The organism is Sphingobium cloacae (assembly GCF_002355855.1).
In the GTDB taxonomy this organism is placed as follows: Bacteria; Pseudomonadota; Alphaproteobacteria; order Sphingomonadales; family Sphingomonadaceae; genus Sphingobium; species Sphingobium cloacae.
Genome location: NZ_AP017655.1, coordinates 3,553,789 through 3,566,516, shown reverse-complemented (window position 1 = coordinate 3,566,516; position 12,728 = coordinate 3,553,789). Strand labels below are relative to the sequence as shown.

Sequence of the window (12,728 nt, the reverse complement as noted above, 5' to 3'; positions counted from 1 at the left end):
TACCCTCAACAGAACAGAACCCGTCCGGAGAAGATCATGCCCAGCTATTCCGCGCCCGTCCGCGATACCCGTTTCGTCCTCGATCATGTCGTGGGGCTGGATCGCTATGCCAATCTGCCGGGGTTCGAGAGTGCGACGCCCGATCTGGTCGAGGCGATCCTGACCGAAGGCGGCAGGATGGCGGCCGAAGTGCTGTTCCCGCTCAACATGGTGGGCGACAAGGAAGGCTGCACGCGGCACCCGGACGGCAGCGTGACGACGCCGACCGGTTTCAAGGAAGGCTATGCGCAGTTCGTCGAGGGCGGCTGGACGACGCTGCATGCCCCCGTCGAGTTCGGCGGTCAGGGCATGCCGACGGTGCTGGCGACGGCCTTCAACGAATATGTGCTGTCGGCGAACCAGTCCTTCGAAATGTATCATGGGCTGACGGCGGGCGCGATCGCCGCGCTGATGGCCAAGGGGAGCGACGCCCAGAAGGCGACCTATCTGCCGAACATGGTCGCGGGCAGCTGGACCGGCACGATGAACCTGACGGAGCCGCAATGCGGCACCGACCTCGGCCTCATCAAGACCAAGGCCGTGCCCAATGGCGACGGCAGCTATGCGATCACCGGCACCAAGATCTTCATTTCGGCGGGCGAGCATGACCTGTCGGACAATATCATCCATCTGGTGCTGGCCAAGACGCCCGACGCGCCGGACGGGACCAAGGGCATTTCTCTGTTCGTGGTGCCGAAATTCATGGTGCGGGAGGACGGATCGCTGGGGGATCGCAATGCGGTATCCTGCGGCTCCATCGAGCACAAGATGGGCATCCACGGCAACGCCACCTGCGTCATGAACTATGACGGCGCGACCGGATGGCTGGTGGGCGAGGAGAATAAGGGCCTGGCCGCCATGTTCATCATGATGAACGCGGCGCGGCTGGGCGTGGGCCTGCAAGGGCTGGGCCAGGGCGAGGTCGCTTTCCAGAACGCCGTGCATTATGCGCGGGAACGGCGTCAGGGCCGCGCGCTCACCGGACCGAAGGACCTGGACGAGAAGGCCGACACGCTGTTCGTGCATCCCGATGTGCGGCGGATGCTGATGGAGGCGAAGGCGCTGACCGAAGGATTGCGCGCGCTGATCCTGTGGGGCGCTTTGCAGGTCGACCTGTCGCATCATGCGGCGACCGAGGAGGAGCGGCAACTGGCCGACGACCTGATCGGGCTGCTGACGCCGGTCATCAAGGGCTATGGCACGGACAAGGGCTTCGACGTGACGGTCGCCTGCCAACAGGTGTTCGGCGGCCATGGCTACATCTGGGAAAATGGCGTCGAGCAATATGTGCGCGACGCCCGCATCGCCCAGATCTACGAAGGCACCAATGGCATACAGGCGATGGACCTCGTGGGCCGCAAGCTGCCGATGAACGGCGGGCGGGCAATGCAGGCTTTCCTCAAGATCGTGTCGGGCGAAATCGCGGAGGCCAAGGGGAATGAGAGGCTGGCGGGCTTTGCCGAGGCACTGGAGAAAGCGGTGCAGCAATTGCAGGCCGCGACCATGTGGCTGATGCAGAACGCCATGAAGAACCCCGACAATGCAGGGGCGGCGGCGCATCATTACATGCACATCCTGGGGATCGTGGCGACCGGCCTCATGTGGCTGCGCATGGCGAAGGCGGCGGCGGAATTGCTGGGCGCGGGCGAAGGGGACGCGCGGTTCCTGGAGGCCAAGCTGGTGACGGCGCGCTTCTTCGCCGAGCGGATCATGCCGGACGCGGGCGCGCTGCGGCGCAAGATCGAAGGCGGCGCGGACAGCCTGATGGCGCTGGACCCGGAGATGTTCCTGGCGGTCTGACGGGTTTGCCGGCGTAAGTGATTGCTGTCGGGCAATAGAGGGCGTGGCTGCAAGGTCGCGCCCTCCTTCTTTCCGTTTGACTTCGCAGCGCCCGATCCCGATTGTCCGCAGCAATGACAAGCGGGGGCGAACAATCGGGCGGAAAATTCCTTCCCGTCATCTTGTCGCTGTTGCTGGTTCTGCTCTGCTATGCCGCCATTCTGTTTTCCGGCGCCTTCGATACGCAGGAACGGCTAAAGCTTTTCATGGCCCGCCATGGACTGACATCGGCCAGCATCGTTTATGGCGACCGGGGCGCAACGCCGCACATGCTGACCATCCATTCCGATCCCGCCAAAGTTTATCCCTATTATAGCCTGTCAAAGCCCATAACCGCCGCGATGGTCATGGAACTGGCCGACCGACACATATTGTCGCTGGACGAGCCGTTGGTGGGAACGTCACCCCGGAACCTGATGCATCATGCGGGCGGTTGGGACCGTTCCGTGGCGGGCGATCCCGTGACCCAGCGCAAGACCGACGAACGCTGCGTCGATATTCCGCCCCCGCCCAAGCAATTCGAGCCGGGCACGCGGCAGGCTTATTCCAATATCGGTTATTGCATATTGGGTTCGCTGATCGAACGGAGGACCGGCATGCCCTTCGACGCCGCGGCGCGCAGGTTGATCCCGGCTACGCGCGACATGCGCTATGATGAATGGCTGGGGCCAGCGGGCGGCTGGTCCGGGACGGCGATGACCTATTGGCGCTTCGCGGCCCGCCCCATCGACCCGCATATCCTGGAAAAGCCATCCTATGCGGGCACGAACTATTATGGATTGGGCTGGAAAGTTTCGCGCAACGGCCTGTCGCATTTCGGATTATTCAGGCGCAATTTCGCCATTGTCCTGAAACGCGGCAAGCATGTGGTAGTGGCCCTGTTCGACGGCAATCCGGGCGATGGGCAGAGGGCGCTGGAGGAAGCGCGCCCTATCCTCCTGTCGCTGCCCGGTTCCCGTTGAACCGGGCAGAACCGCTTTTTCGCGCCCTGATCCCTATCGCACCACCGCCCGGGTATAGAGATGCCAGGTCGCATAGCCGAGCACCGGCAGCGCCACGGTCAGGCCGACCAGCGCCGGCAGCGCGCCCAGCACCAGCAGCGCGACGACGATCAGGCCCCAGATCGCCATCGTCACCGGATTGCGCCGGGCGACGCGGACGGAGGTTCGCAGCGCCACGCCCCAGTTCACCGGCTTGTCGACCACCATCGGGAAGGACACCGCGCTGACGGCCAGCGTGGCGATGGCAAAGAACAGGCCGACCAGATTGCCGATGAGGATCATGCGCCAGCCTTCGGAGGTCGTGAAGACCGAGTTCAGGAACGCGCCGACCGAACTGACCGCATCCGGTCCCAATTGCCCGACGGTCGCATGATAGATGAACCAGGCCGCCCCGATCCATATCAGGAACAGCGCGCCGGTGACGCTCGCAAGGTCGAACAAGGCAGGCGCGGACGGGCCGCGCACGACATCCAGGAAATGCCGCCAGCGCATGTCGAGGCCCGCTTCGCGGCGGCGCGCCAGTTCATAGAAACCGCTGGCGAAGAGGGGGCCCAGCATGACCGATCCGGCCACCAGCGGAAAGATGAAGGGCAGCGTCGACACGCGGCCGACCGACAGGATCGCCAGCAGGACCACGATGGGATAGATGAAGCCGACGAATAGCAGGTCGCCCCGCTTGGCCTGAAAATCCTCCCAACCCTGTTTCAGCGCGATGCCGATGTCGGTGAGGTCAAGGTCGCGGATTTCATGATCCTCGCGGCCGGACGCCATTGGAGTTGGATGCACTATAGCCATGGTCGCTCTCCCGAAGGGCGGCCATGCAGGCATCGGCCTCTGCTATTTTCGTCGGGCCGCGTCCGGCAAATTCCTCTGCTTCTGGCGCAGTCCGGCATGAGGGCCGCCTCATGACCAATAATCAATATGATACACCCTTGGCGGGGGATGTAGCAAGAGCGGGCCAGCAGAAGGCGCGCCATGCGCCCCATGGAGCGGGATTTTATTCGGGCCGCGTGATCCTGCCGAAGAGCACCTGATAGCCGTCGTTCCCGCCCTGCGCTTCGAACGCCGTCATCACCCGCCGCAAATCCTTCGGAGCCAGGGGTTTTCTTCCTTCATGGGGAACGATCGCGCCGATCCCCTTGAGATGCGCGATCAGCCCCTTCGCGCCTCCGCAGGACAGCGCATAATCCTCGTCGAAGGCGAAAGCATCGCCGAAGGGGGCGAGGATGGCGCGCAACGCGGCCAGATCCGGGTAATCCGGTATGCCCGCCATCAGCCCGCATGCTTCGTGCGCCGCGCGCCAGCGGACGAAACTCCCCCGCCCCATGGTCGAGAAGATCAGGCTGCCTCCCGGCCGCAGCAAGTCGGCCAGCCGCCTCAACGCCCCCGGCAGATCGTCGAACCACTGGAAAGCCAGGCTGGAGAGGATGAGGTCGAACCATTCCCCCTCGAAGGCGGGTAGCTCGCCATCCATGGCCAGGAATGTTCCCGCGACCAATCCTCCGGCGCTAGCCCGCGCCAGCATCTCCGGCGACAGGTCCGTCGCCACCAGTTCCGCGCCGGGCCAGCGCGCCTGAATGTCCCGCGTCAGGAAACCGGTGCCGCAGCCGATCTCCAATATCCGCTCGACCCCATGGGGCTTTTGCCGCTGCGCCAGATCGGCGACCAGGGCGGCCGCCAGCCGCTGCGGCCCGGCATGATCGTCATAGCGCGCCGCCGCCGCGCCGAACGCATCGCTTATCCGTTGCTTGCGGCCCATGTTCATGGCTAGTCGCATGGCAGAGCATCCGGCGCTTTGCCAGCCTCTTTGCCCTTTCCTATCCCAAAGGACCGTCCGATGAACGCCCCTTCCTCCCGCATCCTTTCCATGGACGTGCTGCGCGGCGTCGGCGTCATGGGTATCTTGTGGATGAACATCACGATCTTCGCCCTGCCCCAGCCGGCCTATTTCAATCCGGCGGTGTCGGGGTCGCTATCGGCCGGAGACATCGCCTTCTGGGCCGTGGGCTTCCTGTTCTTCGACGGCAAGATGCGGGGGCTTTTCGCGCTGCTGTTCGGGGCGTCGATGCTGTTGCTGATCGACCGGGAAGAAATGACGGGCCGCGATGGCCGCCGTGCCCAGATAGTCCGCGCGGGATGGCTCTTTGCCTTCGGCCTTGCCCATTATCTGCTGCTGTGGTGGGGCGACATCCTCATGACCTATGCCATTGCGGGGCTGGTCGCACTGGGATTCGTCCGGCGGGAACCGTTGTCGCTGGTCAAATGGGCGTTCCTTTTCTTCCTGCTGCATTTCCTGCTCTGCGCCGCCTTCATCATCAGTCTTTATGGCTGGTCCCATGCCGCGGCCGCGCACGGCGCCGCCGCCGACATCCGCGACGGCTTCGCCCAGTTCACCGCACCCTATGCCGACCCCAGGAACAGCGCCGTCCAGGCGGAGATCGCGACCTATCGCAGCGGTTTCGGCACCATCCTCCGGCACCATCTGGCCGGCTATCCGGGCCAGTGGCTTTGGACCTTTCTCTTCACCGCGCTCGAATCGCTCGGCTTCATGCTGCTCGGCATGGCGATGCTCAAGGCCGGATTTCTGACGGGACGCTGGAAGGCGGAGCAATATTGGCGGACGGCGCGGCACTGCTTCCTGATCGGGCTGCCTCCCATGGCCGCGCTCGCCCTCTGGGTGATCCTCAGCCGCTTCGCGGTGCTCACGGCGCTGGGGAGCATGTTGGCCTGGTCCTTCCCCTTCCGCATCCCGCTGACGGTGGGATGGGCGGCGCTGATCCTGTGGCTCCTTTCCAGCCGGGGGCGGAGCCGGGTCGCCGCCGTCACCGCCGCCGCCGGACGCATGGCGTTCAGCAACTATCTGGGCACGTCATTGGCGATGACCGCCATTTTCTATGGTTGGGGCCTTGGCCTGTTCGGCCATGTGCGGCCCGCCACCCTTTTCCTGTTCATACTGGGAGGGTGGGCCGTGATGCTGGTCTGGTCTTCCCTATGGCTGAAGCGATTCGTTTCCGGTCCCCTGGAATGGCTGTGGCGCAGCCTCGCCAGCGGAAAGATGCAAAAGATTCGCAGGAACATCTGACGGGACTATTGCGATCCATTATCATCTGCGCTATCTGATTCTTCAGGAGTGCAGAACATGGTCGTTTGCGTTTGTAATGCCATCCGGGAGAAGGATTTGAAGGAAGCGGTGCGCGAGGGCGCGGATACGCCCTGCAACGCCTATGCCCGCTTCGGCCGCCGTCCCAAATGCGGCCAGTGCGTTTCCTTCGCCCGCACCATCATCGCGGCGGAACGCGCCACCGCCTGAAAATCATTGCGAAGCAAGCGCAGGAAAATCCCTTTCCCCAATCGCGAAGCCGAAGCAATAGCTCCGCAAAAAATGGCGGATTTCCAAGGGTTTTCTACTTAACAACACGCCCATACAGCCTTATAATGCCCGGCACTTTCCCACAACCGGAGCATTCCCCCCATGAAGGGCGATCCCAAAGTCATCGATTATTTGAACGAGGTCCTCAAGAACGAGTTGACCGCGATCAACCAGTATTTCCTCCATTATCGCATGCTCGATCATTGGGGCATCAAGAAGCTCGCCAAGTTCGAATATGAGGAATCGATCGACGAGATGAAGCATGCCGACAAGGTGGCCGAGCGCATCCTGTTCCTGGACGGCCTGCCCAATTTCCAATTGCTCGGCCGCCTGAAGATCGGCGAGACGGTGGAAGAAGTGCTGAAGGCGGACCTCGAACTGGAATATGAGGCGCTGCCGACGCTCAAGGACGGCATCGCCTATTCCGAGTCCATCCGCGACTATGTGTCGCGCGACCTGTTCCAGTCGATCCTCGAAAGCGAGGAAGAGCATATCGACACGCTGGAAACCCAGTTCGAGATGATCGAACGCATGGGCGTGCAGAATTATATCCAGCTTCAGAGCGAAGCCGCCGAGGATTGAGCGGTTTCAGGGGCGGCGCCTGTTGCGGCGTTGCCCCCGTTTTTCGGCGTGACGGCGAGGTATCGGACGGCCTGCTTCTTCACCTAAGGTGATCCAGCAGGAGCATGTCCCCGTTAACGGAAAGGCCCGCGCCGGGCCTTTCTCGCTTTCCACCCCGCGGCAGGCGGCATCATGCGCCGATGGCCAGGAACTTGTCCGCCCGGTCGGTTCGCAGCGCGTCGGCGTTCATGCCGGACAGGGCATCCAGTTCCTCGCCAATCGCAGCGGCGAGATTGGCGGCGGCGACGGCGGGTTCCCGATGCGCGCCGCCCAGCGGTTCCGGCACGATGCGGTCGATGACGCCCAGCGCCAGCAGATGCTGCGCCGTCACCTGCATGGCGGTGGCGGCATCGCTCGCCTTGTCGGCGGTTCGCCACAGGATCGAGGCGCAGCCTTCGGGCGAGATCACCGAATAGACCGCATGTTCGAACATCAGCACCCGGTTCGCGGCCGCCAGCGCCACCGCGCCGCCCGATCCGCCTTCGCCCACGACGGCGGCCACCATCGGCACGCCTAGGGCAAGGCATTGCTCGGTCGAGCGGGCGATGGCTTCGGCCTGCCCGCGCTCCTCCGCCTGCACGCCGGGGAAAGCGCCCGATGTGTCGACCAGCGTGACCACCGGCAGGCCGAAGCGGTCCGCAAGCTGCATCAGGCGGATCGCCTTGCGATAGCCTTCAGGCTTGGCCATGCCGAAATTGTGACGGACGCGGCTGGCGGTGTCGTCGCCCTTTTCATGACCGATCACCATCACGCGCCGGTCGCCCAGCGTCGCGAAACCGCCCAACATCGCCTGATCGTCGGCAAAGGCGCGATCCCCGGCCAGCGGCATGAAATCGTCGAACATGCCCGCGACATAATCCTTGAAATGCGGGCGTTCGGGATGGCGGGCCACCTGCGTCTTTTGCCACGGGGTCAGCTTGGCATAGCTGTCCGCCAGCATTTTCGCGGCGCGCTGTTCCAGCTTGTCGATCTCGCCGTCGATGTCGATGTCGCCGACATTGGCGGTCGTGCGCAGTTCGATGATGCGGGCCTCAAGCTCCGCGATCGGCTTTTCGAATTCCAGAAAACTTGCCATGGCGAGAGGCGTTAAGGCGCGGAGGCTTCGCCGTCAACGCGCCGATGCGGCATCGCCGCCAAAGGATGCCGGCTGTTGACCAGTTCGACCAGCCGGCGGCTGTCGACATGGGTGTAGATCTGGGTCGTGCCGATATCGGCATGGCCCAGCATGGATTGCAGCGCACGCAGGTCCGCCCCGCCCTCCAGCAGATGCGTGGCGAAGGCGTGGCGCAGCACATGGGGGCTGACGCGTTCCGGCGCGATCCCGGCGGCGGCGGCCAGCGCCTTGATGAGTTGATAGAGGCGGATGCGGCTGAGGTGGCTTTTACCGGAGGGGAACAACCATGGGCTGTCGGCGGGCACATGGGCCAGCCACGCGGCCACCGCCGCCCGCGCCCGGTCGGAGATGGGGACAAGCCGCTCCCGCCCGCCCTTGCCCTTGAGGATCAGGAAGGGCCTGTCCGTGGCCAGCGCCCGGCGGGGCAGCGACACGAGTTCCGTGGCGCGCAGGCCGGAGCCATAGAGCAACTCGATCAGCGCGGCCAGGCGCAGGTCGAGCGGCGAGGGAGGAGAGGCGGCGACGCGCTGTTCGATGTGCTCGAAGATGCGGTCCACCTCCTGTACCGAGAGGATTTTCGGCAAGGGACGGCGCGTGACCGGGCGTGGGAGGCTGGCGGAGGGATTATCCCGCCGCAGTCCCTCTTCCTCCAGAAAGGCGTAGAACGCGCGCAGGGCGGATGCCTTGCGCGCGACCGTGGACGCGGCCAGTTGCGCCCATGCTTCGGGCAGCGTCGCAAGCTTTTCCTTGCCGGCCATGGTAAGGCCCCCGACAATCTCGCCAGCGCCCGCCAGATCGGTGCGATAGGCCAGCAGCGTGTTGCGCGACGCCCCCCGCTCCGCCGCCATCATCTCCAGAAAGCGGTCGATCAGGACGGCATCGTCATTCATGGTCAGGCGCGGGTCAGCGCTTCCGCCGCGATCATGCGCGCTTCCGGATCGAGCCCGACGCGATGCAGGGCGGCGACGATGTGGAACAGATGGCCCGGCGGCAGACGCCCCCACTCCCCTGCCTGCATCCCCACGGCGGCGAGCAGGGCGACAGTGCCCTTCTCTCCGCGTTGCGCGGCGGCGCCGATGGCTCTGGCCCAACGGCTGTCGGCGGCAAGAGTGAAGCCATTGCCCTGCGCCAGCGAGACCGCGTCGGACGACGACAGTCGCGCAAGACCCGCCAAAGCGGCAACGAGCAGCCGTCCGCGTTCCTCGCCGGCTTCCTTGACATAATCCGACACCCGGCTCTGGCTGATGTCGACGACCGGGCTGGGCGCCCCCACCGACAGCAAGGCCCAGAGCTGGGACGCGCCATCGCCGCTCAGCGTCCCGACCGCGCGCGACCAGAGCGCCGCATTGCGATCATACCCCGCCGTCAGCATCGCCGCGACCAGATTGGCGGCGTCGCGCGCCTCCACCTGCGCGGCGGGCAGAGCGGCGGCTGCCCGCGCCGTGGCGATCAGGCCGACATAATCCGGCCGGCCATTGTCCCGCCAGATCGTGTGCATCCCTTGAAGCCGCGCGCCGATGGTCGTCCCGCCATAAGCGGCGCGCAAGGCGTCCACCCTGTCGGCCATGGCCGCCGGAGCATCGCCGTCCGCGCCCATCTGGCTGTAGAAGCCCACCAGCGCCTGACTGGAAAACACCCCAAGGCGCGCCGCCACGTCAGCGCCCGGTTGGCGGCGGACGGCGGAGAGGGCCGGCGCGCGCGCTTCCCATGCCCGCACATGCTGTCCCGCGGTCGCATAGAGATTGTCCGGGATTTCGACATTCAGCGCCGTCGCAAGGCCGAAGCGCCATGCCGTCAGCCGGTCCACCCCGTCCCATTCGATCTTCACGGAGCGGCGGGCGTTGAAGCCGGTGCCCACCACCTTTTCCGCCAGCCGATAGTCAATCCCGCGCACCACGCCGCGCCGCTGCGCCTGGTTGAGCGCGCCGCTGGCCGAACCCTGATCGCCCGAAAGCGCCGCGCAGATGGCGCGGGTCATGTCCCAGCCGGGTTCCTTGCTGACCTTGAGCGCGCCCGCCGACAGCGGGCACAGCCCAGCCGGGTCAGCCGTCGCCAGATAGGTCTGCATCGCGACCGCATAAAGGCGTGGCGTGAAGCCGTCCACATCGACGCTCTGCACCAGCAGGCGGGCGTTGTCCGCTTCCCCCATGCGCAGCAGCAGCCATGCGCGTTCCGCCACCCAATCCGCGCCATCGATGCCACGCGGCGTATCGCTCGCCGTCAGCAGCGCCCGGCGGAGCAGGATGGAGCCCCAGCGCGACACGATCGGCGCGCGCGTCTCCTTCATCAGGGCGGCGAGGAATGGCCCGGACTCCGATCCGAAGGCGTCCGGCTCCAGACCCAGCGTCTGCGGCGTCAACGCGCCGACGCGTTCCAGCGAGCGGCGGGCGCTTTGCGGCAGGTCATATTTCGCCTTCTGGGCAGCGAGTTCCTCCTCGCTCTGCTTCGCCGCCGCGCTGTCATTCGCCGAATCCTCGGGCAAGGTCAGGGAAAGCGCGGGCGGCTGCGCCGGGGCGGCAGGCGCGGCGGGCAACGGTGAGGATGACGGTGACGGTGTTCGTCCCGGTTGCGCGGGGGCGGGTGCAGGCGTGGCTGGCGCGTCGCCGAAACCGGGGGGCAGAAGGGATTCGGGCGCGTTCTGCGCCACGACCGGCACGGCCAGCGCCAGGGCAAGCGTGCCCAGCATCCACTTCGCATTCCCCCTATGACGCGGCATCGGCTTTATTGGCCCAGCTTTTCGGCGGGAATGGCCTTTTCCACGCGCTGCTGCGGCCTTTCCCCGCCGCGCGACCAGAGGATGGCGATCAGCGCAACCAACAGGATCACCAGCACGATGGGAATGATCGGCAAGCGCGTCCGGCGACGGGAGCTGCCCTCGAAATTGCTGTAGGAACGTCTGTTCTTCATGTGTCCTTCTGCGACCCGTGCCGTTTCAAGAAAGGAAAGTTGCGATTTGCCTGGCTGACGGCTGGCTGTATAGCCCCCCTCGCCATGCAGCGAAACAGCAAATCCACGGCAGCCGCCGCGAAGCGGGGACCGATCGTCCTGGTCGGCATGATGGGCGTCGGCAAATCCACCGTCGGGCGTCGGCTCGCGGCGCGCCTCGGCCTCGCCTTCGTCGATGCGGATGAAGAGATCGAAAAGGCGGCGGGCATGACCGTCACGGATATTTTCGAACGCTTCGGCGAAGCGCATTTCCGCGATGGGGAACGCCGCGTGATCGCGCGCCTGATGGACGGCGAACCGAAGGTGATCGCGACGGGCGGCGGCGCTTTCATGCAGCCCGACACGCGCGCCCTGATCCTGGATCAGGCGACCGCCATATGGCTGGACGCGGACATCGACATATTGGTCGACCGCGTATCCCGCCGTGAAGGACGCCCCCTGCTGAAAGGCAAGGACCCGCGCGTGGTGCTGACCGAACTGGCGGCCGTCCGCAACCCCGTCTACGCGCTCGCCCCCATTCATGTGAAAAGCATCGCCGCGCCGCATGAAGTCGCGGTCGAGCGGATTTTGGAGCAACTCCCGGCATGGCAATAGTGCGAGTCGCGCTGGATGCGCGCAGTTACGACATCCTGATCGAGCAGGGCGCGCTGGACCGGGCGGGCAGCCATCTGGCGGGCTATGCGCGCAAGGGGCGGCTGGTGGTGGTGACCGATGCCCATGTCGCGGCGGCGCAGCTTCCCCGGCTGGAGGCGAGCCTGCGCGCCGCCAATGTGACGGTGGAGCCGATCGTCCTTCCCCCCGGCGAGCAGACGAAAAGCTGGCGCCATCTGGAAGGGCTACTGGACGATCTGCTGGAGCGGGAGATCGAGCGGGGCGATCATGTCGTGGCGCTGGGCGGCGGCGTGATCGGCGACCTGGTCGGCTTCGCGGCCTCGATCCTCAAGCGCGGATGCCATTTCATCCAGGTGCCGACCACCCTGCTGGCGCAGGTGGACAGTTCGGTCGGCGGCAAGACGGCGATCAACGCGCGGGCGGGCAAGAATCTGATCGGCAGCTTCTATCAGCCTGCCCTTGTCCTCATCGATCCCTCGACGCTCGACAGCCTGCCGCCGCGCGAAACGCGGGCGGGCTATGCGGAGGTCGTGAAATATGGCCTGATCGACGATCCCGATTTCTTCGCATGGTGCGAGCGGGACGGAAGCAAGCTGCTGGGCGGCGATCCGCAAGCCCGGGAATATGCCATCGAACGCAGCGTACGCGCCAAGGCCGCCATCGTCGCCGATGACGAACGCGAAACGTCAGGGCGTCGCGCATTGCTGAACCTGGGCCATACCTTTGGACATGCGCTGGAAGCGGATACGGGATTTTCCGACAGGCTGCTTCATGGCGAAGGGGTGGCGGCAGGCATGGCTCTGGCCTTCCGCTATTCGGCGCGGCTGGGGCTTTGCCCGGCGGAGGAAGCGGCGCGCGTAACGGCGCATCTCAAGGCGGTAGGATTGCCTTACGATCTCGCCACTGCCCATGTGCAGGCGGACGGAGCGGCGCTGGTCGCGCATATGCTGCACGACAAGAAAATGGCGGCAGGCACCCTGCCCTTCCTGCTGGCACAGGGGATCGGGCGGACCTTCCTGTCGAAGGATGTCGTGCTGGCCGATGTGGCGGCTTTCCTCGACGAAGATCGCGTGGCGGGAGCATAGCAGGAGGCATCCGCTATTTGTGGGACGCCATACTTCAGCTAGCGGACACTCATTCATCCGTTCGGGCTGAGCTTGTCGAAGGGTGCAGAGCCTTCGACAAG

13 protein-coding genes are annotated in these 12,728 nt (G+C 65.3%); 7 read left to right on the top strand and 6 right to left on the bottom strand.

The window, feature by feature from the left end; translation table 11 throughout:
• The first annotated feature begins 36 nt into the window (after nt 1-36).
• A complete protein-coding gene (locus tag SCLO_RS17530) occupies nt 37-1,839 on the top strand; it encodes an acyl-CoA dehydrogenase C-terminal domain-containing protein (RefSeq protein WP_066514549.1) in 1,803 nt (600 codons plus the stop codon).
• Nucleotides 1,840-1,952: 113 nt separating this feature from the next.
• Nucleotides 1,953-2,840: a serine hydrolase domain-containing protein gene (locus SCLO_RS17525; RefSeq protein ID WP_066514547.1), complete on the top strand. Its 888-nt coding sequence runs from the start codon at nt 1,953-1,955 to the stop codon at nt 2,838-2,840.
• A 33-nt stretch (nt 2,841-2,873) separates the two neighbouring features.
• Here SCLO_RS17525 and SCLO_RS17520 read toward each other — a convergent pair whose 3' ends face one another.
• On the bottom strand, nt 2,874-3,674 hold the full coding sequence (locus SCLO_RS17520; RefSeq protein WP_066514543.1) for a DUF2189 domain-containing protein: 801 nt from the start codon (nt 3,672-3,674) through the stop codon (nt 2,874-2,876).
• Between the two features lie 202 nt (nt 3,675-3,876).
• Nucleotides 3,877-4,644, bottom strand: a complete 768-nt coding sequence (locus SCLO_RS17515; RefSeq protein ID WP_066514541.1) for a methyltransferase domain-containing protein — start codon at nt 4,642-4,644, stop codon at nt 3,877-3,879.
• A gap of 72 nt (nt 4,645-4,716) precedes the next feature.
• On the opposite strand from SCLO_RS17515, the gene SCLO_RS17510 reads away from it, so the two are divergent.
• The 3 genes from SCLO_RS17510 (at nt 4,717) to bfr (ending at nt 6,831) form a co-directional block, all read left to right on the top strand.
• Nucleotides 4,717-5,961, top strand: coding sequence for a DUF418 domain-containing protein (locus SCLO_RS17510; RefSeq protein ID WP_066514538.1), 1,245 nt, complete (start codon nt 4,717-4,719; stop codon nt 5,959-5,961).
• Between the two features lie 57 nt (nt 5,962-6,018).
• A complete protein-coding gene (locus SCLO_RS17505; protein WP_066514535.1) occupies nt 6,019-6,189 on the top strand; it encodes a (2Fe-2S)-binding protein in 171 nt (56 codons plus the stop codon).
• Between the two features lie 162 nt (nt 6,190-6,351).
• Nucleotides 6,352-6,831, top strand: a complete 480-nt coding sequence (bfr, locus tag SCLO_RS17500) for a bacterioferritin (protein WP_066514533.1) — start codon at nt 6,352-6,354, stop codon at nt 6,829-6,831.
• Between the two features lie 169 nt (nt 6,832-7,000).
• Here bfr and SCLO_RS17495 read toward each other — a convergent pair whose 3' ends face one another.
• From SCLO_RS17495 to SCLO_RS17480, 4 genes are read right to left on the bottom strand one after another with little or no spacing between them, the layout of a single operon-like run.
• Nucleotides 7,001-7,945, bottom strand: a complete 945-nt coding sequence (locus SCLO_RS17495) for an acetyl-CoA carboxylase carboxyltransferase subunit alpha (RefSeq protein ID WP_066514531.1) — start codon at nt 7,943-7,945, stop codon at nt 7,001-7,003.
• Between the two features lie 11 nt (nt 7,946-7,956).
• Nucleotides 7,957-8,874 (bottom strand): tyrosine recombinase, encoded by a 918-nt coding sequence (locus SCLO_RS17490; protein ID WP_066514530.1) that lies wholly within the window; start codon nt 8,872-8,874, stop codon nt 7,957-7,959.
• Between the two features lie 2 nt (nt 8,875-8,876).
• On the bottom strand, nt 8,877-10,700 hold the full coding sequence (locus SCLO_RS17485; protein ID WP_066514527.1) for a hypothetical protein: 1,824 nt from the start codon (nt 10,698-10,700) through the stop codon (nt 8,877-8,879).
• A gap of 5 nt (nt 10,701-10,705) precedes the next feature.
• Nucleotides 10,706-10,891: a hypothetical protein gene (locus tag SCLO_RS17480; protein WP_066514524.1), complete on the bottom strand. Its 186-nt coding sequence runs from the start codon at nt 10,889-10,891 to the stop codon at nt 10,706-10,708.
• 84 nt (nt 10,892-10,975) lie between these two features.
• Between SCLO_RS17480 and SCLO_RS17475 the strand changes: the two genes are divergently transcribed.
• Nucleotides 10,976-11,524, top strand: coding sequence for a shikimate kinase (locus SCLO_RS17475; protein ID WP_066514519.1), 549 nt, complete (start codon nt 10,976-10,978; stop codon nt 11,522-11,524).
• A complete protein-coding gene (gene aroB, locus SCLO_RS17470; RefSeq protein ID WP_066514517.1) occupies nt 11,515-12,627 on the top strand; it encodes a 3-dehydroquinate synthase in 1,113 nt (370 codons plus the stop codon). The genes SCLO_RS17475 and aroB overlap by 10 nt, the downstream gene beginning before the upstream one ends.
• The last annotated feature ends 101 nt before the right edge of the window (nt 12,628-12,728 follow it).

Bases quoted from the DNA above. Each gene is read 5' to 3' on its own strand.
- SCLO_RS17530 (WP_066514549.1), top strand. From the start codon at position 37: ATGCCCAGCTATTCCGCGCCCGTCCGCGATACCCGTTTCGTCCTCGAT.
- SCLO_RS17525 (WP_066514547.1), top strand. From the start codon at position 1,953: ATGACAAGCGGGGGCGAACAATCGGGCGGAAAATTCCTTCCCGTCATC.
- SCLO_RS17520 (WP_066514543.1), bottom strand. From the start codon at position 3,674: ATGGCTATAGTGCATCCAACTCCAATGGCGTCCGGCCGCGAGGATCAT.
- SCLO_RS17515 (WP_066514541.1), bottom strand. From the start codon at position 4,644: ATGAACATGGGCCGCAAGCAACGGATAAGCGATGCGTTCGGCGCGGCG.
- SCLO_RS17510 (WP_066514538.1), top strand. From the start codon at position 4,717: ATGAACGCCCCTTCCTCCCGCATCCTTTCCATGGACGTGCTGCGCGGC.
- SCLO_RS17505 (WP_066514535.1), top strand. From the start codon at position 6,019: ATGGTCGTTTGCGTTTGTAATGCCATCCGGGAGAAGGATTTGAAGGAA.
- bfr (WP_066514533.1), top strand. From the start codon at position 6,352: ATGAAGGGCGATCCCAAAGTCATCGATTATTTGAACGAGGTCCTCAAG.
- SCLO_RS17495 (WP_066514531.1), bottom strand. From the start codon at position 7,945: ATGGCAAGTTTTCTGGAATTCGAAAAGCCGATCGCGGAGCTTGAGGCC.
- SCLO_RS17490 (WP_066514530.1), bottom strand. From the start codon at position 8,874: ATGAATGACGATGCCGTCCTGATCGACCGCTTTCTGGAGATGATGGCG.
- SCLO_RS17485 (WP_066514527.1), bottom strand. From the start codon at position 10,700: ATGCCGCGTCATAGGGGGAATGCGAAGTGGATGCTGGGCACGCTTGCC.
- SCLO_RS17480 (WP_066514524.1), bottom strand. From the start codon at position 10,891: ATGAAGAACAGACGTTCCTACAGCAATTTCGAGGGCAGCTCCCGTCGC.
- SCLO_RS17475 (WP_066514519.1), top strand. From the start codon at position 10,976: ATGCAGCGAAACAGCAAATCCACGGCAGCCGCCGCGAAGCGGGGACCG.
- aroB (WP_066514517.1), top strand. From the start codon at position 11,515: ATGGCAATAGTGCGAGTCGCGCTGGATGCGCGCAGTTACGACATCCTG.